Raw genomic sequence first — 20,067 nt, forward strand, 5'->3', positions numbered from 1 at the left:
CGATCACAACTTTCCGCCCCCTGGAGTGTGAGATGAAATCCATGTTGCGCCTCGGCCTTGTCGCCACCGCACTGATCGCCGCCGGCGCCCACGCCGAAGAACTGACCGGCACGCTGAAGAAGATCAAGGACAACGGCGTGATCGTCATCGGTCACCGCGACTCGTCGATTCCGTTCTCCTACCTGAACAACCAGAAGCCCATCGGCTACTCGATGGACCTGGCCGACCAGATCGTCGCCAACGTCAAGAAGGAACTGAAGATGCCCAATCTTCAGGTCCGCTATACGCTGGTGACCTCGCAGACCCGCATCCCGCTGGTGCAGAACGGCACGGTGGACTTCGAATGCGGCTCCACCACCAATAACCTGGAACGTCAGAAGCAGGTGGCGTTCTCGGTGGGCATCTTCGAGATCGGCACCCGCCTGCTGACCAAGAAGACCTCCGGCGTGAAGGATTTCGGCGACCTCTCCGGCAAGAACGTGGTCACCACCGCCGGCACCACTTCCGAGCGGCTGCTCAAGGCGATGAACGCCGAGAAGAAGCTGAACATGAACATCATCAGCGCCAAGGATCACGGCGAATCGTTCCTGATGCTGGAATCGGGCCGCGCGGTGGCGTTCATGATGGACGACGCGCTGCTGGCCGGTGAAATGGCCAAGGCCAAGAAGCCCGACGACTGGGCGATCGTCGGCAAGCCGCAATCCTACGAAATCTACGGTTGCAGCCTGCGCAAGGACGATCCGCAGTTCAAGAAGGTGGTGGACGACGCGCTCAAGGCCACTTTTGCCTCGCCGCAGATGGCGACCATCTACAAGCGCTGGTTCCAGAGCCCGGTGCCGCCCAAGGGCCTGAACCTGAACTTCCCGATGAGCCAGGAGCTGAAGGAACTGCTGGCCAACCCCACCGACAAGTCCGCCGAACAGATGTAACGCCCTGGCTTCCGGCCGCGCGCCACCGCCACGGCGGAATGCGGCCGGACAGCCAACGGCATCCAGCCGTACCTGGCGCCTCTTGGGCGCCATGCTGACGGGCAGCGGCATGGATCGGCGCATCTTCGCGGAACTCCTCGCGAATGCGCCGATTTTTGTATCCATGCCGCTCGAACGCGTTTGAAACGCGACGGCCTGCGACATCAAGGAGGAAAACCATGAATTACAACTGGGACTGGAGTGTTTTCTTCAAGTCCACGGGCATCGGCAGCGAAATCTACCTGGATTGGTTCATCACCGGCCTGGGCTGGACCGTCGCGCTGTCGCTGTCGTCCTGGGTGATCGCCTTGCTGCTGGGCACGGTGCTCGGCGTGATGCGCACCCTGCCCGGCCGCTTCGCCGCACGCTTCGCCACCGTCTACGTCGAGCTGTTCCGCAACGTGCCGCTGCTGGTGCAGTTGTTCGTCTGGTACTTCCTGGTGCCGGACTGGCTGCCGGAAAAGCTGGAGCTGTGGTTCAAACAGGATCTGCATCCGGCCACCAGCGCCTTCATCAGCGTCACCGTCTGCCTGGGGCTGTTCACCGCCGCGCGCGTCTGCGAGCAGGTGCGCACCGGCATCCAGGCACTGCCGCGCGGCCAGGCGATGGCCGCCTACGCGCTGGGGCTGCGGCTGCCGCAGGTGTACCGCAAGGTGCTGCTGCCGCAGGCGTTCCGCATCATCATCCCGCCGCTGACCAGCGAATTCCTCAACGTGTTCAAGAACTCGTCGGTGGCGTCGCTGATCGGCCTGATGGAGCTGCTGGCGCAGACCAAACAGACTGCCGAGTTCACCGCCAACCTGTTCGAGGCCTTCACCCTGGCGACCGTGATCTACTTCGTGCTCAACATGGCGCTGATGCTGATCATGCGCGGCGTGGAAAAGCGCGTGCGCGTACCCGGCCTGATCGCACTGGGAGGCAAGTGACATGGACTTCACCCAGATCGTCAACGCGTTCCCGTCGCTGGGCGACGGCCTGCTGCTGACCCTCGAACTGACCGTGCTGGCGGTGATCGGCGGCGTGGTGATCGGCACCCTGCTGGCGCTGGCGCGGCTGTCCAACAGCCGCGTGCTGTCGTGGCTGGCGGGGTTCTACGTCAATTACTTCCGCTCGATCCCGCTGCTGCTGGTCATCACCTGGTTCTACTTCGTGGTGCCGTTCATGGTGGGCTGGGTCACCGGCACCAACCAGCCGATCGGCGCCTTCACCTCGTGCCTGATCGCCTTCATGATGTTCGAGGCCGCGTACTTCTGCGAAATCGTGCGCGCCGGCATCCAGTCGATCAGCAAGGGGCAGGTCAACGCGGCCTACGCGCTCGGCATGACCTACGGCCAGGCGATGCGGCTGGTGGTGCTGCCGCTGGCGTTCCGCAAGATGACGCCGTTGCTGTTGCAGCAGTCGATCATCCTGTTCCAGGATACGTCGCTGGTCTACGCCGTCGGCCTGATGGACTTCCTGAACGTGGCCCGCTCGCAGGGCGACATCACCGGCGAGCTGCATACCTTCCTGCTGTTCGCCGGCCTTGTGTATTTCGTGATCAGTTTCGGCGCCTCCACCCTGGTGAAGCGCCTGCAGAAGAGGTTGACCGTATGATTTCCATCCAGAACGTCAGCAAGTGGTACGGCGACTTCCAGGTGCTGAGCGATTGCAGCACCGAGGTGCAGAAGGGCGAAGTGGTCGTGGTCTGCGGCCCCTCGGGCTCGGGCAAGAGCACGTTGATCAAGTGCGTGAACGGGCTGGAGCCGTTCCAGGCCGGCACCATCGTGGTCGACGGCACCTCCGTCGGCTCGCCCAAGACCGACCTGCCCAAGCTGCGCAGCCGCGTCGGCATGGTGTTCCAGCATTTCGAGCTGTTCCCGCACCTGTCGATCACCGAGAACCTCACCCTGGCGCAACGCAAGGTGCTGGGCCGCAAGGACGACGAGGCGCGCAGGAAGGGCCTGGCGCTGCTGGACCGCGTCGGCCTGTCCGCCCACGCCGCCAAGTTCCCGGGGCAGTTGTCCGGCGGCCAGCAGCAGCGCGTGGCCATCGCCCGCGCGCTGGCGATGGACCCGATCGCCATGCTGTTCGACGAACCCACCAGCGCGCTCGACCCGGAGATGATCAACGAGGTGCTGGACGTGATGGTCGAGCTGGCGCGCGAGGGCATGACCATGATGGTGGTCACCCACGAGATGGGCTTTGCCCGCAAGGTGGCCAACCGGGTGATCTTCATGGACCGCGGCGCCATCGTCGAGGATGCGGACAAGGACGAGTTCTTCGGCAGCCCGCGCAGCGAACGGGCACAGGCATTCCTGTCGAAGATCCTGTCGCACTGAAGCATCGCCGCACGACCGGACAGGCCCCTTCACGGGGCCTGTCTGTTTTTGGGCGATACCGCGTCAGATCTTGCCGGACAGCCCCAGGCGCATCCACAGCTCGGCCACGCCGGACGGCACCGGCTCGCTGAAATGGAAGCCTTGCAGGAAGTGCACGCCCAGCCCTTGCAGGAAGCGCGCGGTCTCCAGGTTCTCCACCCCTTCCACCACGATCTGCATGTCCAGACCGCTGGCGAGCTGGACGATGGCCTGCATGATGCGGCGACCTTCCTCGGTGTGCAGGCGCTGGGTGAACGAGACGTCCACCTTCAGCAGCTGCGCCGGCATTTCGTGCAGCTGCGACAGCGACGAGTAGCCGGTGCCGAAGTCGTCGATCGCCAGGCGGAAACCGGCGGCGCCCAGCAGCTTGAGGTGCTTGAGCTGGCGCGAGTAGTCGGTCAGCGCCACCGATTCGGTGATCTCCAGGATCACGTCGGACGGGCGCAGGCGGAATTCGTTGAGGCGCTCGACCAGATTGGAGACGAAGCGCGGCGCGAACAGCTGGCTGCGCGAGATGTTGAGCATCAGCTTCTGCGGCAGTCCGGCGTCGCGCCACTCGCGCAGCTTGCAGAACGCCTGGTGGGTCACCACGTCCGACAGTTCCTGGATCAGGCCCACCTTCTCCGCCATCGGGATGAACAGCTCGGGGCTGATCCAGCCGCTCTTGTCGTCCTGCCAGCGCGCCAGCGCCTCGATGGCGAACACTTCGCCGCCCTTGGCCTGGACGATGGGCTGGTAGAACACCTGGAGGCTGCCCAGGCGGATCGCGTCCGACAGCCGCGCCTGGATCGCCACGTGCTCGCGGCCCAGCGCCTTCAGGTGCAGGATGTCGCTGTAGAAGCACACGTTGTTCCGGCCGGCGTTCTTGGCGTGGTACATGGTGTGGTCGGCGGCGGTGAGCAGTTCCTCGCCCGACTCGGCGTTGTCCGGATAGACCGCGAAGCCGACGCTGATGGTCGGCTTGGCTTCCATGCCGTCCAGCACCACGCCCTGGCGCGCCGCCTGACGCAGACGCTCGGCGATGTCGGCCAGCCGCGCGGTGTCGGTCAGATCCGGCAGCACCACCACGAATTCGTCGCCCCCCCAGCGCGCCAGCAGGTCATTGTCGCGCAGCACGCCCTTCAGGCGGTTCGACAGATTGACCAGCAGCTCGTCGCCGATCTTGTGGCCGAAGGCGTCGTTGATCTGCTTGAAGTGGTCGAGATCGATGAAGCCCAGCGCCACCTTGGTGTTGTCGCGTCGCGCGCGGTCCACCGCGTGCGCCAGCGCCTGATCCAGCAACAGCCGGTTGGGCAGCTTGGTCAGCGTGTCGTAGTGCGCGAGCTGGGTGATGTGCTGTTCGTTCAGATGCGCCACGGTCACATCGCGCAGCACGCCGCGCACGCCGTGACAGCCGCCGTCCGGCCCGCGCTGGGCGATCAGCCGCGCCTCGACCCACAGGAACTCGCTGGATTCCTGCATCAGGCGGAACCGCTGGCTGGTGGGCTCGGACGATTCGAGCAACCGCGCGAATGCCGCGGCGGTGGTCGGCAGATCCTCGGGGTGGATCCAGGTGAACAGCGGCTTGCCGAGGTCCACGCCGAGGTTGCGCGGATCGATGCCGCGCAGCTTGGCCCACGCGGGGGTGAGTTCCAGCAGCTCGGCATCGGGGTTCATGTCGACGATGGCCTCTTCCAGCAGGTTGAGGGTGTCGAGCATGGTCTTCTTGCGCGCCGCGTCGCGCGCCAGTTCGGTCACGTCGTGCACCAGCACCACCACGCGCGCCTCGCCCACGGTGACGGGTTGCAGCCGCGCATGCAGCCAGACCCCCGCCTGCGGCAGCGTGCATTGCACCGAGATGCTGCGGCCGGCCGCCAGCGCTTCCGGCACGCCCCGCGCCAGCTGCTGCGCCATCTCGGGCGGGAACACCGACGCCAGTTGTCGGCCGCTGAGCGTGTCGGAGGCCGGCAGCGCCGGATGGCCCGACCAGACCTGGCCGATGGTGCCCGATGGCGATACCTCGAACACCATGTCCTCGGTGGCGCCGACCAGCGCCCGCAACCGCTGCTGGTTGGCCAGCATGGCTTCTTCCATCTGCAAGCGGGTCAGCGCCTGCGCCACGTGGTTGCCCAGCATGGCCAGCAACTTGAGCTCGGTCTGGCTGCGCACGCGGCGCTCGTCGTCGTCCAGGAAGCACAGAAAGCCGAACAGCTCGCCGCGATTGAGCAATGGAATGCAGAGGATGCGGCGCGCGCCGATCTGGGCCAGCAACATCTGCTCGGCCAGCGGCAGCTCCAGCAACGATTTGTTGAGCACCATGCCCACCGCCAGCGTGTCGGCCAGCAAGGAATAGCTGGCGTAGTCGAGCTGCTTGAACGGCTCCGGCGTCACCGCCGCCAGCCGGGTGTGCGGATCGCGCCAGGCGGCAACCATGCGCGCGCTGGTGCCGCCGGGGGTGTCGAGGTACAGGCTGACCACGCTGGCGCGGGTCACATCGGACAACGCCAGCATGGCGTCGTTCATACAGGAGGGATCGTCGCCCGCCAGAAGCCGCGCGACCACGCGGTCGAAGGCGTCGAAATAGGCGTGGTACAGCCCAAGCTCACGCTGGACGACGAAGCGATCGTCATCGGTCACCATCCACTCGGGCTTGGCCATCGTTGTTGTTCCCCTTGGTGGCCGACCCGATCAGGCCGGCACGGCAAGCCCCGGCGCCGGTTCGGACGCGATCGACGGGCTCGTAAATACGAAGCCCTCGCGGCTGTTGGCCAGCGAGGGCTTGTAAGTTTGCGGGCGGCCTTCGGGCTGGTCAACCCTGCCCGGGCCTGTTGGACGGCCCACCCGCCGGTAGGGCGCGCCAGTGAAGGGGGCCGGCTTTTCGCACCCGACACACGGCGGCTTTCGCCGCGATGCGTGGCACAAAATGCACCACCCAGCCCTTGCCGTATGCTTACTCCTTGGGTGCCGGCGGCTCGATCACCTCGGACCAGCCGCATTCCTTCTGCGGGCACTTCTTCTCGACGCCGCGACGCTTGGTGGTCTTGATGGTCAGCACCGGCCACTGGCACTTGGGGCAGGCTTCGGCGATCGGCGGATCCCAGGTGGCGTAGTTGCACTTGGGATAGGTGCTGCACGAGTAGAACAGCTTGCCGTAGCGGCTCTTCTTCTCCTTCAGCGTGCCCTTGTGGCACTGCGGGCACTCGACGCCGGTATCGCGCGGCGCTTCCAGCGGCTCGATGTGCTTGCACTTGGGATAGGCCGAGCAGCCGATGAACTTGCCGTAGCGGCCGCTCTTGATGTGCAGCGGCGAGCCGCATTCGGGACAGGATCGGCCTTCCACCACCTCCGGCTCGGTCGGCGCGGTCTCGGCGTCCTCGCCCATGTTGCGGGTGTAGTCGCACTCCGGGTAGCCGGTGCAGCCAATGAAGCGGCCGCGCTTGCCCAGCCGGATCGCCAGCTTCTTGCCGCACTTGGGGCAATCCTCTTCCAGCTCTTCCTGGGTGACTTCCTTGCGGCTCAGGCTCTGCTTTTCCTCGACCTGCTGCGAGAAACGCTTCCAGAACTCCTCCAGCACCGGCACCCAGTCCTGGCTGCCGTTGGAGATCTCGTCGAGCTGATCCTCCATCTTGGCGGTGAAGTGGTAGTCGACGTACTGGGTGAAGTGCTCGGTGAGGAACTTGTTGACCACTTCGCCGGTATCGGTGGGAATCAGCCGCTTCTTGTCGACGTCCACGTATTCGCGATCCTTCAGCGTGCGGATGATCGACGGATAGGTGGACGGACGGCCGATGCCGAACTCTTCCAGCGCCTTGACGATGGACGCCTCGGAATAGCGCGGCGGCGGCTGGGTGAAATGCTGCTCGCCGAAGATCTTGTCGACCGGCAGCGTCTCGCCTTCCTCCAGCACCGGCAGGCGGGCTTCGTCCTCGTCCTCGACGTCGTCCTCGTCCTCCTGGTACACGGCGATGAAGCCGGGGAACACCAGCGTCTGGCCGGAGGCGCGGAACACCGCGTCGTCGCCGACCCGGATATCGATGCTGACGGTATCGAACTTGGCCGGCGCCATCTGGCACGCCAGGGTGCGCTTCCAGATCATCTGGTAGAGCTTGAACTGCTCGGGGCTGAGGAATCCCTTCAGCGATTCGGGCGTGCGGGCGATCGAGGTCGGGCGGATCGCCTCGTGCGCCTCCTGGGCGTTCTTGGCCTTGTTCTTGTACACCACCGGCGCGGCCGGCAGGTAATGCTTGTCGAAATTGGTCTCGATGTATTCGCGGATCTCGCCGACGGCCTCGTTGGCCAGCGCCACCGAGTCGGTACGCATATAGGTGATCAGACCGACCGTGCCCTGGCCGATGTCGATGCCTTCGTACAGCTGCTGCGCGATGCGCGTGGTGCGGTCGGTGGTCATGCCGAGCTTGCGCACCGCCTCCTGCAACATGGTCGAGGTGGTGAACGGCGCGGCCGGGCTGCGCGATTTCTTCTTCTTCTCGACCTTGGAAACCGTGGCGTCCTTGCCGGCCAGCGCGCCGACGATGCCGGCCTGCGTCGCCTCGTCGGGGACGTCGAACTGCTCCAGCTTCTTGCCCTGCCACTCGTTCAGGCGCGCGCCGAACTTGGTGCGGCCCTTGTGGCTGTCCAGGTGGATCGACCAGTATTCCTGGCTGGTGAAGGCACGGATCTCCAGCTCGCGCTCGCAGATCAGGCGCAGCGCGGGGCTCTGCACCCGGCCGGCCGACAGCCCGGAGCGCACCTTGCGCCACAGCAGCGGCGACAGGTTGAAGCCCACCAGGTAGTCGAGCGCGCTGCGGGCCTGCTGCGCATCGACCAGGTGGTCGTCGATGTCGCGCGGGTTGGCGACGGCGTTCTTCACCGCCGATTCGGTGATCTCGTGGAACACCACGCGCTTGTAGGTCTTGTCCGGCTGGATCAGCTTCTTGCCCTTGAGGATCTCCATGATGTGCCAGGAGATCGCCTCGCCTTCGCGGTCCGGGTCAGTTGCCAGATAGATGTGCTGGGCATCCTTCACGGCGGCGCAGATCGCGTCGACGTGCTTTTTGTTCTTGTCGATCACCTGGTACTTCATCTTGAAGTCGTGATCGACGTCGACCGAGCCGTCCTTGCGTACCAGACCGCGGACATGCCCGTAGGAAGCGAGGATCTGGAAATCCTTGCCCAGGTATTTTTGCAGCGTTTTGGCCTTGGACGGCGATTCGACGATCAGCAGGTTGGCAGGCATGGGGTCAGGTTCGAAGTTGGCGCCAAGTCGGCGCTTTATTAATTAGTGGCGGATTGTGGACAAGGCAAGAGCGCGCCGGTTCATCCGGGCTCAATGCAGGGTGGCGTTCTCGCGGCCGAACAGGATGTCTTCGATCAGCAACGCGGCATGTTCGTGCCGCTTGTGCCAGATGGCGAGCAGCACCAGCCGTTGCAGACGCTCCAGCCCGGTGCCCACCGGCGCGGCCTCGCGCACCCGGTCCAGCACCAGTTCGCATTCGGCGGCGTCGAGCGCGTCGGCCTGGGTCAGTCCGTACCAGTAGCCCAGCGCATCCGGGCTCAGCAGGTCGGCTTCGTCCGGGTGCAGCTGCCGTGCCAGGTAGCGGCCCGCCAGCGCGGCATAGGGCTCCAGATCCACTTTGCCCAGGTCGTCCAGCCACGCCAGCGCCTCGCCGATCTCGTCGTCCTCGAAGCCCGCATCGGCCAGCTCGCTGGCGAGCTTGGGCACGTCCGGCATGCCGTCCGCGTGGTAGAACACCTGAAACAGATAGGCCAATACATCCAGCATGGGTTTACGCAATCCTGCCAAAACAAAGACCATCCCGCAGGATGGTCGGCATCCGTGAGCATCGTGTCGCACCGCGCCGCCACGCGGCGTGGCGAGCACCTCGCCGGCCATTTTCAACCGGCGGCCCGCAGCCGCTGATAGCGACCGCCGGGCAGGGTGCACAGCGCCCCGTTCAATTCCAAACCCAGCAGAATTGCGCAGAGCCGGTCGGCCGTCAAGTTGCTTCGTTGCAACAGGGTGTCGAAATCCACCGGGTCGAAGCCCAGCGCGGCCAGGACTTTCCGCTCGTCGGCGTCCGGCGCGGACGGCGTCGGCAAGACCAGGCCGGGCAACACCGGCGCCGACGCATCCCACCCCAGTTCGTTCAGGATGTCGTCGGCCGACTCCACCAGCTTGGCGCCATCCTTGATCAGGCGATGACAACCGCGCGCCACCGGCGAATGGATGGAGCCGGGAATCGCGAACACTTCGCGCCCCAGGTCGGCGGCCTGCCGCGCGGTGATCAGCGAACCGCTGCCCAGCGCCGCCTCCACCACCAGCGTGCCTTTGGCCAGCGCGGCAATCAGCCGGTTGCGTCGCGGAAAATGCTCGGATCGCGGCTGGGTGCCGAGCGTGAACTCCGACACGATCAGCCCTTCCTCGGCGATGCGATGCGCCAGCTGGCGGTTGCTGGCCGGATACACCCGGTCCAGCCCGGTGCCGACGATGGCGACGGTACCGCCGCGCCCCGTCAGGCCGCCGCGATGCGCCGCCGCGTCGATGCCCGACGCCAGACCGCTGACGATGCGCAGCCCCGCCGCGCTCATGGCCTGCGAGAATGCCTCGGCGTTCTCGATGCCCTGTGGCGTGGCGTTACGGCTGCCGACCACGCCCAGCGCGTCGCCGGCCAGCAGCTCGACCCGCCCTTTCAGGAACAGCACCGGCGCCGCATCCGGCAGATCGAGCCAGCGCCGCGGGTAATGGTCGTCCGCCAGGGTGAGAAGGTGGTTGCCCGGCTGGGCCAGCCAGGCGAGGTGCTCGTCGACGGCGGCCTCGTACACGCCATCGCGCGCGGCCAGCCAGGGATCGAGCAGATCGTCGGGAAGAACGGGCGAAAGCTGCGCCCTGGAAGCGAACAGCGCGGCTTCGGGGTTGCCGAAGCCGCGCAGCAAGGCCAACTGCCGACGGGGGCCGACGCCTGGCACCAGCGTGAAACGCAGCCAGGCGCGTACATCGGCCTCGGTCATTCGGGCGACTTCACCTCGTCGCCGATGTTGACCGGCGTGGCGCTGTTGAGCACCAGGCCATACGACACGGTGGGGAAGACGCGGTAGACGAAGACGTTGCCGGTCTTTTCCGGCGGCGTGAAGCGATCCGGCTCGTCCTTGCTTTCCTTCTTGATCAGACGCGGCTTCTTGAACGCTTCCAGCACACTGCCGATATCCAGGCCGTCGTTGCTGCCGCGATTGATCACGATGGTGGTGTAGGGGCCGGCCTCGGCAACGCCGCCGTAGGTGGCCGCCACACGACCTTGCACCAACTGCTGCGGCGCATGCGGCGCGTAGTTCATGAACGGCATTTCCTCGGCGCGGATCAGCCGGCTGCCGACGGCGACCTCTTCGCGATTGGCGATGATGTGCAGCGTGGATACGTCGCCCGGCACGTCGAGCGCCGCGTCGCCCAGGTAATCCACCTCGACGCCCAGCACGCGCTTGCGCTCGGGATCGTCCGGATCGATCAGCGGGCGGCCCGGACGGAACACATGCCAGGTGCTGCCCGCTTCACCGGAAAGCCCGACGGCGTAGACGCGGTCGCCGGCGCTGAAATAGACGCGGTCGTCCGGGCCGGCGGCGATGCGCGGAGCATTGGTCAGGCCCCCTTCGTCGACCACCAGCGGGCGGTTGAGGAACGGCTTGATCGCGTTGAACGGAATGCTGGGCGCGGCGTCGCCGACCAGTTCCTCGAGCCGCACGCGCGGCCCCATCTTGACCACGCCGCTGGAACGACCGGTGTTCTTGCTGTCACGCAGCAGGCGCAGGCGGGGCTCGGCGCCGGAGCGGTCGAGCACGATCACATCGCCCGGGTAGATCCAGTGCGGATTCTTGATTTCCTGCTTGTTGAGCGCCCAGATCTCGGGCCAGCGCCAAGGCTTCTTGAGGAATTTGCCGGAGATGTCCCACAACGTATCCCCCTTGACGACCACGTAGCGATCCGGCGCGTTGTCCTGTAGCGCCAGCGTGTCGGCGTACACGGAACCGACGCCGCCGCTGATCAACAAAAGAAGGGATATAATCGTTTTTCGCATGGCGACGCTCATGATTATTGTTGCCGGCTCGGCCGGTGGGCGGGGCTCGCACGCGGACATGGGCTGAAAGCCGCGACTGCGCTACGTTGCGAGCCGATGCGGTATCCCTGAATACCGCTTACTGATTCTGCATACATTCTTTTTTCGCCGCAACCTAACATGGCCTTACTCAATATCCTCCAATATCCCGACGAACGCCTGCATATCGTCGCCAAGCCGGTCACCGATTTCGATGACGCCTTGCAAAAGCTGGTCGACGACATGGCCGAGACGATGTACGAGGCGCCGGGCATCGGCCTGGCGGCGACGCAGGTCAACGAGCATCGCCGCCTGATCGTGATCGACATTTCCGAGACACGCGACCAGTTGCTGGTGCTGATCAACCCGGAAATCGTCGAGGAGGACGGCCACACCACCTACGAGGAAGGCTGTCTGTCCGTACCCGGCATCTACGAGGAAGTGGAGCGCGCCGACCACATCAAGGTGCGCGCGCTCGACCGCCACGGCAAGCCGTTCGAGATCGACACCGGCGGCCTGCTCGCCATCTGCATCCAGCACGAGATCGACCACCTGGACGGCAAGGTCTTCGTCGAGAAACTGTCGCGACTCAAGCTCAATCGCATCGTGCAGAAGCTGAAAAAGAACCAGAAAAAGACGATGTGATCCCCACGGCCGGCGCCCACGCCGGCCGTTCTCCTTCCACTTTCCGCCAAGCCCCGCCATGAAACTGATCTTCGCAGGCACGCCCGACTTCGCCGCCAGCGCGCTGGCCGCATTGATCCGCGCCGGGCACGACATCGCCCTGGTGCTCACCCAGCCCGACCGCCCCGCCGGCCGCGGCATGAAGCTGACCCCGTCGCCGGTGAAGGTCCTGGCGGAACAGCAGGGCCTGCCCGTATACCAGCCGGAAAGACTGCGCACGCCCGAGCAGCAGGCGCCGCTGGCCGCGATCGGGGCCGACCTGATGGTCGTCGCCGCCTACGGCCTGATCCTGCCGCAGGCGGTGCTCGACCTGCCCAGGCTGGGCTGCCTGAACATCCATGCGTCGCTGCTGCCGCGCTGGCGCGGCGCCGCGCCGATCCAGCGCGCCATCCTGGCGGGCGACGCCGAAACCGGCATCACCATCATGCAGATGGACGCCGGCCTCGACACCGGCGACATGCTGTCCACCCATGTCACGCCGATCGACCTCGACGATACCGCCCTCACCCTGCACGACAAGCTGGCCTCGCAAGGGGCCCAGGCCATCGTCTCGGCGCTGGAACACCTGCCGGCGCTCCAGGCCGGCCGCACCCGCCAGCCCGAGGACGGCGTGACCTACGCCGACAAGCTGAAGAAGGAAGAAGCCTGGATCGACTGGCACGACAGCGCAGAGGCGCTGGACCGCAAGATCCGCGCCTTCAACCCCTTCCCTTCGGCGCAGACCACGCTCGGCGGCGAGCCGCTCAAGATCTGGCGCGCCGAACCGGCGGCCGCTACAGGCGCCCCCGGCGAGGTGCTCGCCGCCACCCGCGACGGCGTGATCGTGGCCTGCGGCACTGGCGCGCTGCGGCTGCTCGAACTACAACGCGCGGGAGCCCGCCGCATGGACGCCGCCGCCTTCGTCGCCGGCACCCAGATCGCCATCGGCGAGCGGCTCGGCGCGTAGCCTTCCACCGCGCGTCCTGCGCCTTGCCGCACACCGGCACTGCCCCGAACGCTGTCGCAAAAGGATTTTGAACAGGTTCTCATGTTCGCTACCCAGAAACTTGCCAGCCAGGCGCTGGCCGATGTCTTTGCCGGTCACACCCTGACCGACGCTCTCGCCAAGGTCTGGCAGGAAGCACCCGACCTGCGCCCGCAGCAGCGCGGCGCGATCCAGGATCTGAGCTACGGTTCGCTGCGCCATCTCGGGCTGCTCGAAGGCGTGCTCAAGCAACTGCTGCACAAGCCAGTGCACGAGGACGGCCTGCGCGCGCTGCTGCTGGTGGCGCTGTACCAGTTGCACTTCACCCGCGCCGCGCCCTACAGCGTGGTCGACCACGCGGTGAAGGTGTCCACCCACCTGGGCAGCGGCCAGGGCAAGGGGCTGGTCAACGCCATCCTGCGCAATTTCCTGCGCCAGCGCGACACGCTGGTGGCCGGCGCGCGCGAAACACCGCGCGGCCGCTGGTCGCACCCGGACTGGTGGGTCGCCCAAGTGCGCGACGCCTACCCGGCGCAATGGGAACACGTGCTCGCCAGCGCCAACCTGCATCCGCCGTTGACCCTGCGCGTCAATCGCCGCCGCGGCGACGTCGCCGGCTATCTGGCGCGGCTGGAACACGAAGGCATCGAGGCCCGCGCGCTGGACGATACGGCGATCCGCGTCGCACACCCGGTCGGCGTCGATCGCCTGCCGGGCTTCTTCGACGGCGACGTGTCGGTGCAGGATTGGGGCGCCCAGCATGCCGCGCGCCTGCTCGACGTGGCCGACGGCATGCGCGTGCTCGACGCCTGCGCCGCACCCGGCGGCAAGACCGGGCATCTGCTGGAACTGGCCGGCGTGGATCTGACCGCGGTGGATGCCGATCCGGCGCGGCTGCGGCGCGTCGCCGACAACCTGCAACGGCTGCACCTGGACGCCACGCTGGTGGCCGGCGACGCCGCCACGCCCGAAAGCTGGTGGGACGGCACCCCGTTCGACCGCGTGCTGGCCGACGTGCCGTGTTCCGCCACCGGCGTCGCGCGGCGCCATCCCGACATCAAGTGGCTGCGCCGCGCCGAGGATTTCGCCGGCTTCGCCGCGCAGCAGGCCGCCATGCTGGACGCGCTCTGGCGGCTCGTGGCGCCGGGAGGCAAACTCCTCTATGCTACGTGCTCGATATTTCCGGCGGAGAACGCGCGGCAGGCACAGGCGTTCTCCCTCCGGCATGCGGACGCGCAGCCTCTGCCCCTCGGGCCCGCCTTGCCGGAAGACGGTCAGCTATTGCCCACGCCCGAGCACGATGGTTTCTTCTACGCACTTTTCCGGAAAACCGCAGCCTGATCGCCCCGTCGGCGGGGCGGCCGGCCGGCTCGCCGCCCTGCTGGGCATGCTGGCGCGCCGGCTCGGCGCCGGACAAAGCAGCACCCGGGCCCGTCTCGGCCTCGTCACCCTGGTTCTGGGCTGCCTGCTGTGCCTGCCGGCCTGGACCCAGGAACCCGGCATCCGCAACCGCGAAGCCAATTTCGATTACGTGGGCGATCACGTCGAGCTCGGCGTGCGCTTCGACGTGACGCTCAAGCAGGGCCTGGAAGACGCGCTGGCCGACGGCTTCAGCCTGCCCTTCAGCTACGAATTCCAGTTGACCCGGCCGCGCCTGCAGGCGTGGTGGGGCAACCTGTCGTCCTGGTTCGAGCCCACCGCCCGGCTCAACTACCGCTTGTCCTACCACAACCTGTCGCGCCAGTACCGGCTGCACCTGGGCAGCTTCTACCGCAGCTTCTCCACGCTGTCCGAAGCGCTGACCGCGCTGGGCGTGGTGCGTGGCTGGGAAGTGCTCAAGGGAACCGATCTCGCCCGCGACAAAAGCCCCATGGCCGGCCGGGTGCGGCTGCTGCTGGATGTGTCGCAACTGCCCAAGCCGCTGCAACTGTCGGCGCTCGGCAAGGACGACTGGGAGTTGTCGTCGAGCTGGGTCGAACTCAAGCGCGCCGAGACGCCGCCCGCCGACGGGGATGCCCCATGAGGCGCGCACTGCTGATCCTGGGCTGCCTCGGCACCATCCTGCTGTTCCTGCTGGCGACCTCCGCCGGCAAGACCTCGGCGTTCTCCGAGTACTACAACGAGTTGCTGATCCTCAACGGCCTGCTGCTGACCGGGCTGCTGATCCTGGTCGGCGCCCGCCTGTGGGACCTGATCCGCAAGGTGCGCGCCCGGGTGTTCGGCTCGCGCCTCACGCTGCGCATGGTGCTGATGTTCGCGCTGGTGGCGGTGCTGCCGGGCACGCTGGTGTATACGCTGTCGGTGCAGTTCCTCAACCGCTCGATCGAGAACTGGTTCGACGTGCGCGTCGACAACGCGCTGGACCGTGGCCTCAACCTGGGCCACAACGCCATCGACTACCAGTTGGGCGATCTGGCGCGCAAGGCGCGCATCGTGGCGCTGGACGTGCACGACGACAGCGGCAGCAACCTGCTCAGCCGGCTGACCCGGATGCGCGAGCAGTTGGGCGTGCAGGAAATCTCGGTCTTCGACGAAACCGGCAACACCATCGCCCACATCGGCAACGAAAACGCCGGCCTGTTCCCCGACCTGCCCGACCGTGCCACGCTGCGTCAGGCGCTGAAAGAACCGGTGCGCAAGCTGGAGGCCCAATCCGGCACCGAGCTGATGATGCGAGCGGTGGTGCCGATGCCCGGCACCCGCTTCGGCATGCGCGCACGCTTGCTGCAATTGCGCCAGCCGGTGCCCGAGCAACTGGCCGCCGACGCCGAGCTGGTCGAGCAGGTGCGCAGCGAATACAAGCAGCTGTCGCAGGCCCGCGTCGGCCTCAAGCTGGTCTACAGCCTGACGCTGACCCTGGCGCTGCTGATGGCGCTGCTGGGCGCGCTGGCGCTGGCGATCTATCTGTCGGACCGGCTGGCCGCGCCGCTGTCGGTGCTGGCGCGCGCCACCCGCGCCGTGGCCTCGGGCGACTTCTCGCACCAGCAGCCGGTGATCAGCCGCGACGAGCTGGGCATCCTCACCCATTCGTTCAACCGCATGACGCGGCAGCTGGCCGAGGCGCGCGCCTCGCTGGAACAGCACCAGAGCGAGCAGGCCGCCGCCAATGCGTACCTGCAGGCCATCCTCGGCTCGCTGTCCGCCGGGGTGTTGTCGTTCGACGAAGCCTGGCGGCTGGCGTCCACCAACCAGAGCGCGCTGCGCATCCTCGGCATCGATCCCACCGCGTTGGGCGAAGTGCCGCTGGCCGACTGGCCGGAGCGCTATCCGGCGCTGACCGGCTTCTGCACCCGCATCACCGAAGGCTTCCTGTCGCAGGAAGAGCACTGGCAAAGCCAGGCCGAGATCGCCGAAACGCGTGTGCTCAATATCCGCGGCACCCGGCTGTGGGTGGACGACGTCGAGGCGCGCCGCGGCTTTCTGGTGGTGTTCGACGACATCACCGAGCTGATCTCCGCGCAGCGCGACGCGGCGTGGGGCGAAGTGGCGCGGCGGCTGGCGCACGAGATCAAGAATCCGCTCACCCCGATCCAGTTGTCGGCCGAGCGGCTGGAGCTGAAACTGGCCGACAAGCTGGACGCGCCCAGCGCCGAGCTGCTGTCGCGCAATACCCAGAACATCGTCAAGCAGGTGCAGGCGCTCAAGCAGATGGTCGATGCGTTCCGCGATTACGCGCGCAAGCCCACCGGTAAGAAGAAGGCGCTGGACCTGCAACAGCTGCTGTCCGATGTGCTGGTGCTGTACGAGGCGGCGCCGATCTCGCGCATCGACACCGTGCATGCGCCGCTGACGGTGGAGGGCGATGCGACCCATTTACGCCAAGTGATCCACAACCTGTTGCAGAATGCCCAGGATGCGTTCCAGGGCTGCGAAGGCCGGGACGCCCAACCGCAGATTTGCGTACGGACCGAAAAGGTCGATAAATTGGCGCGCCTTACGGTCGAAGACAATGGCTGCGGTTTCCAGGCCGAAATCCTGGCGCGGGCTTTCGAGCCCTACGTGACGACCAAGCAACGGGGAACGGGCTTGGGGCTGGCCATCGTCAAGAAAATCATCGAAGAGCACCGGGGCCGGATCATCGCCGGCAACCGAGAACAAGGTGGTGCCTACGTAAGAATTGAGCTGCCGCTCATGGAGGGATGAAGTTTGCTTAGTCAGGATATTCTGGTCGTCGACGACGAAATCGGCATTCGCGAGCTGTTGTCTGAAATTCTTCAGGACGAAGGCTACAGCGTGGTGGTGGCCGAGAACGCGGAAAAGGCGCGGCAGTTGCGGAACCAGGCCCAGCCCCGGTTGGTGCTGCTGGACATCTGGATGCCCGATACCGACGGCGTGACGCTGCTCAAGGAATGGGCGCGCAACGGCCAGCTCACCATGCCGGTGGTGATGATGTCGGGGCATGCCACCATCGATACCGCGGTCGAGGCCACTCGCATCGGCGCGCTCGACTTCCTGGAAAAGCCCATCGGCTTGCAGAAGCTGCTGGCCGCGGTCAAGCGCGCGCTGTCGCAGCCGGTGCACGATCCGCGTGCGCAACAAACGCCTACCCTGGCCCGCCTGGGCGAGGCCGAGGCGATCAAGGATCTGGCGTCCGCGCTGGACAGCGCCGCCGCCGCCCAGGGCGCGCCCATCCTGCTGGTCGGCGCTCCCGGCGTCGGCTTCGAGCTGTGCGCGCGCTACCTCAACCTGTCGGACCGCCCCTTCGTCGCCCCGCTGTCGAACGAGGACTTCGCCGTGGCGCCGCAGGAGCTGGTGAACAAGGCCGCCGGCGGCACGCTGTTCCTGCGCGACCTCGCCTACCTGGACCGTCGCGCCCAGGCCGGGCTGAAGAGCGTGCTGGCCAAGCTGGAAAAGCAGAAGGTGCGCATCGTCTCCGCCTCCAGCCGTCCGCTGGACGCGCTGGCCGCCAGCGTCGATCCGGAGTTGCTCAAGGCGCTGTCGCAACTGATCGTGCCGATCCCGTCGCTGGCCGAGCACCGCGAGGACATCCCGCGCATCGCCGAAGCGCTGCTGGCCGAAGTGGTCGCCGCCAACCGCCTGGAGCCGCGCCGCTTCAGCGCCCAGGCGCTGCAACTGCTGGCGCGCCAGGACTGGCCGGGCAACCTGGACGAACTGGCCAACGTGGTGAAGAGCCTGGCGCTCACCTGCCGCGAAGGCGAGATCGACCTGGCGCCGGTGTCGCGCATCCTGTCGCAGTTCTCGCCCACCGGCGCCGTGCCCACCGCGCCGGCACTGCCTGAGATCGCCGCGCCGACGGCCGTGGACATGGACCTGCCGCTGCGCGAAGCGCGCGACCAGTTCGAGAAGTACTACCTGGAGCGGCAGATCGAGCTGTCCGGCGGCAACATGAGCCGGGTGGCCGAGCGCATCGGCCTGGAACGCACCCACCTGTACCGCAAGCTGAAGCAGTTGGGGATCAGCATGCCCAAGAAGCACCGCCCGGCCGAGGACTGAACCCGGCTGGCGCAAGGGGCGGGCCGGTGAGGCCCGCCCCGTTTTTCGAGGCAATGCCGCCGCCGGCGGGGTCGCTGGCGGCGTTTCGAGACGAGGTCACATGGCCAATATCCTGATCCTCGGCGCCGGGCGCGTCGGCAGCTCAGTGGCGGAGCAACTGGTCCACGAGCGTTACAGCGTCACCCTGGTCGACAGCAACGCCGCCGTGCTCAAGCCCTTGCAGGATCGGCTCGACCTGCGCACCGTCGTCGGCCACCCGTCCAGCCCCAAGGTATTGGAAGCCGCCGGCGCGCGCGACGCCGATCTGCTGCTGGCCGTGACGCCCACCGACGAGCTGAACCTGGTCGCCTGCAAGGTGGCGCAGCAGCTGTTCAACGTCCCCACCCGGCTGGCGCGCATCCGCAACCAGGATCTGCTGGCCCAGGAAAGCCTGTTCGGCGAGCACGGCTTCGCCATCGACCACGTGATCACGCCGGCGCAGATCGTCACCGACTATCTCTACCGGCTGGTGGAAACCCCCGAAGCGCTCCAGGTGCTGGACTTCGGCGACGGCCTGGCGCAACTGGTGGTGCTGCGGGTGGAAGGCGACGCGCGCATGGCCGGCAAGCCGCTGTCCACGCTCGATACCGTACTGCCCAACGTCGATCGCCGGGTGGTGGGGATCTACCGCCGCAACCGCCATATCAAGCCCGACGGCGACACCCTGTGCGAGGTGGGCGACGAGGTATTCGTGCTGGCCGCCACCAAGCACATCCGCGCGGTGATCCGCGCCTTCCACGGCGAGGACCGGCGTGCCCGGCGCGTCACCATCGCCGGCGGCGGCAACGTCGGCTTCCGCCTCGCCAGCGCCCTGTGCAGCGATTACCAGGTGAAGCTGATCGAGGCCAACCGCGAGCGCGCGGTGTGGCTGTCCGAGCAATTGCCCAAGGCGCTGGTGCTCAACGGCGACGCCACCGACGAAACATTGCTCGACAACGAGCAGGCCGAACGCACCGACCTGTTCCTGGGCCTGACCAGCGACGACGAGGACAACATCATGTCCAGCCTGCTGGCCAAGCAGATGGGCACGCGCAAGGTGATCGCCATCATCAACCGCAGTCGCTACGTGGGCCTGCTGCAAGGCAGCCGCATCGACGTGGCGCTGTCGCCGGCGCAGGCGACCATCGGCTCGCTGCTGGCGTTCGTGCGCCAGGGCGACATCGTCGCCGCGCACAGCCTGCGCCGCGGCAGCGCCGAGGCGCTGGAGATCGTGGCCCACGGCAACCGCAACACGTCGCGCGTGGTGGGCCGCCGCGTGGAGGAACTGCGGCTGCCGGAAGGCATCTACTTCGCCGCCGTGGTGCGGGGCGAGCAACTGGTGGTGCTGCACGGCGAGACGGTGATCGAATCCGAGGACCACGTGATCGTGTTCTGCGACAACAAGCGCCGCATCCGCGAGGTGGAGCAGCTCTTCGCTGTGAAGCTGGGGTTCTTTTAGAGTGCCGGATGGGAATGGTTTCTGAAGTGGTTTGCAGAGCACTCACAAGCCCCCGGCAAAGCCGGGCGCGGCGCGGCGGTGGGATGCGAGTATCGGCACT

General features: G+C 66.7%; 16 protein-coding genes. 11 read left to right on the forward strand and 5 right to left on the reverse strand.

What is annotated here, in order from left to right; translation table 11 throughout:
* The first annotated feature begins 32 nt into the window (after positions 1-32).
* The 4 genes from C556_RS0109995 to C556_RS0110010 all read left to right on the forward strand — a co-directional run bounded on the left by C556_RS0109995 (position 33) and on the right by C556_RS0110010 (position 3,286).
* Positions 33-929: a glutamate/aspartate ABC transporter substrate-binding protein gene (locus C556_RS0109995; RefSeq protein WP_018748110.1), complete on the forward strand. Its 897-nt coding sequence runs from the start codon at positions 33-35 to the stop codon at positions 927-929.
* Between the two features lie 218 nt (positions 930-1,147).
* Complete coding sequence (locus C556_RS0110000; RefSeq protein ID WP_018748111.1) at positions 1,148-1,894, forward strand: amino acid ABC transporter permease; 747 nt, start codon at positions 1,148-1,150, stop codon at positions 1,892-1,894.
* 1 nt (position 1,895) lies between these two features.
* Positions 1,896-2,561, forward strand: coding sequence for an amino acid ABC transporter permease (locus C556_RS0110005; RefSeq protein WP_018748112.1), 666 nt, complete (start codon positions 1,896-1,898; stop codon positions 2,559-2,561).
* Positions 2,558-3,286 carry an amino acid ABC transporter ATP-binding protein gene (locus tag C556_RS0110010; RefSeq protein ID WP_018748113.1) on the forward strand — a complete coding sequence of 243 codons (729 nt, stop codon included), beginning with the start codon at positions 2,558-2,560 and terminating at the stop codon, positions 3,284-3,286. Before C556_RS0110005 ends, C556_RS0110010 begins: the two co-directional genes overlap by 4 nt.
* A 63-nt stretch (positions 3,287-3,349) precedes the next feature.
* On the opposite strand, the gene C556_RS21640 is transcribed toward C556_RS0110010, so the two are convergent.
* The 5 genes from C556_RS21640 to C556_RS0110035 all read right to left on the reverse strand — a co-directional run bounded on the left by C556_RS21640 (position 3,350) and on the right by C556_RS0110035 (position 11,370).
* Entirely contained in the window at positions 3,350-5,962 is a 2,613-nt protein-coding gene (locus C556_RS21640) for a bifunctional diguanylate cyclase/phosphodiesterase (RefSeq protein WP_018748114.1), read from the reverse strand.
* A gap of 292 nt (positions 5,963-6,254) precedes the next feature.
* Positions 6,255-8,540 carry a type I DNA topoisomerase gene (gene topA / locus C556_RS0110020; RefSeq protein WP_018748115.1) on the reverse strand — a complete coding sequence of 762 codons (2,286 nt, stop codon included), beginning with the start codon at positions 8,538-8,540 and terminating at the stop codon, positions 6,255-6,257.
* A gap of 90 nt (positions 8,541-8,630) precedes the next feature.
* Positions 8,631-9,086: a DUF494 family protein gene (locus C556_RS0110025; protein ID WP_018748116.1), complete on the reverse strand. Its 456-nt coding sequence runs from the start codon at positions 9,084-9,086 to the stop codon at positions 8,631-8,633.
* Between the two features lie 113 nt (positions 9,087-9,199).
* The gene (dprA, locus tag C556_RS0110030; RefSeq protein WP_018748117.1) at positions 9,200-10,312 is read right to left on the reverse strand and encodes a DNA-processing protein DprA; all 1,113 of its coding nucleotides are present in this window, start codon (positions 10,310-10,312) and stop codon (positions 9,200-9,202) included.
* Positions 10,309-11,370, reverse strand: a complete 1,062-nt coding sequence (locus tag C556_RS0110035; RefSeq protein WP_026262978.1) for a LysM peptidoglycan-binding domain-containing protein — start codon at positions 11,368-11,370, stop codon at positions 10,309-10,311. The genes dprA and C556_RS0110035 overlap by 4 nt, the downstream gene beginning before the upstream one ends.
* 159 nt (positions 11,371-11,529) lie before the next feature.
* On the opposite strand from C556_RS0110035, the gene def reads away from it, so the two are divergent.
* The 7 genes from def (at position 11,530) to trkA (ending at position 19,967) form a co-directional block, all read left to right on the forward strand.
* Positions 11,530-12,033, forward strand: a complete 504-nt coding sequence (def, locus tag C556_RS0110040) for a peptide deformylase (RefSeq protein WP_018748119.1) — start codon at positions 11,530-11,532, stop codon at positions 12,031-12,033.
* A 58-nt stretch (positions 12,034-12,091) separates the two neighbouring features.
* Complete coding sequence (gene fmt / locus C556_RS0110045; RefSeq protein WP_018748120.1) at positions 12,092-13,018, forward strand: methionyl-tRNA formyltransferase; 927 nt, start codon at positions 12,092-12,094, stop codon at positions 13,016-13,018.
* 81 nt (positions 13,019-13,099) lie between these two features.
* Positions 13,100-14,377, forward strand: coding sequence for a 16S rRNA (cytosine(967)-C(5))-methyltransferase RsmB (rsmB, locus tag C556_RS0110050; protein WP_018748121.1), 1,278 nt, complete (start codon positions 13,100-13,102; stop codon positions 14,375-14,377).
* Positions 14,337-15,059 (forward strand): DUF4390 domain-containing protein, encoded by a 723-nt coding sequence (locus tag C556_RS21645; RefSeq protein ID WP_157236079.1) that lies wholly within the window; start codon positions 14,337-14,339, stop codon positions 15,057-15,059. The genes rsmB and C556_RS21645 overlap by 41 nt, the downstream gene beginning before the upstream one ends.
* On the forward strand, positions 15,056-17,179 hold the full coding sequence (locus C556_RS0110060; RefSeq protein ID WP_018748123.1) for a sensor histidine kinase: 2,124 nt from the start codon (positions 15,056-15,058) through the stop codon (positions 17,177-17,179). The genes C556_RS21645 and C556_RS0110060 overlap by 4 nt, the downstream gene beginning before the upstream one ends.
* A gap of 3 nt (positions 17,180-17,182) precedes the next feature.
* Entirely contained in the window at positions 17,183-18,490 is a 1,308-nt protein-coding gene (locus C556_RS0110065; RefSeq protein WP_018748124.1) for a sigma-54-dependent transcriptional regulator, read from the forward strand.
* A gap of 100 nt (positions 18,491-18,590) precedes the next feature.
* The gene (gene trkA / locus C556_RS0110070; RefSeq protein WP_018748125.1) at positions 18,591-19,967 is read left to right on the forward strand and encodes a Trk system potassium transporter TrkA; all 1,377 of its coding nucleotides are present in this window, start codon (positions 18,591-18,593) and stop codon (positions 19,965-19,967) included.
* Positions 19,968-20,067: the final 100 nt, after the last annotated feature.

The organism is Chitiniphilus shinanonensis DSM 23277 (genome assembly GCF_000374805.1).
In the GTDB taxonomy this organism is placed as follows: domain Bacteria; phylum Pseudomonadota; class Gammaproteobacteria; order Burkholderiales; family Chitinibacteraceae; genus Chitiniphilus; species Chitiniphilus shinanonensis.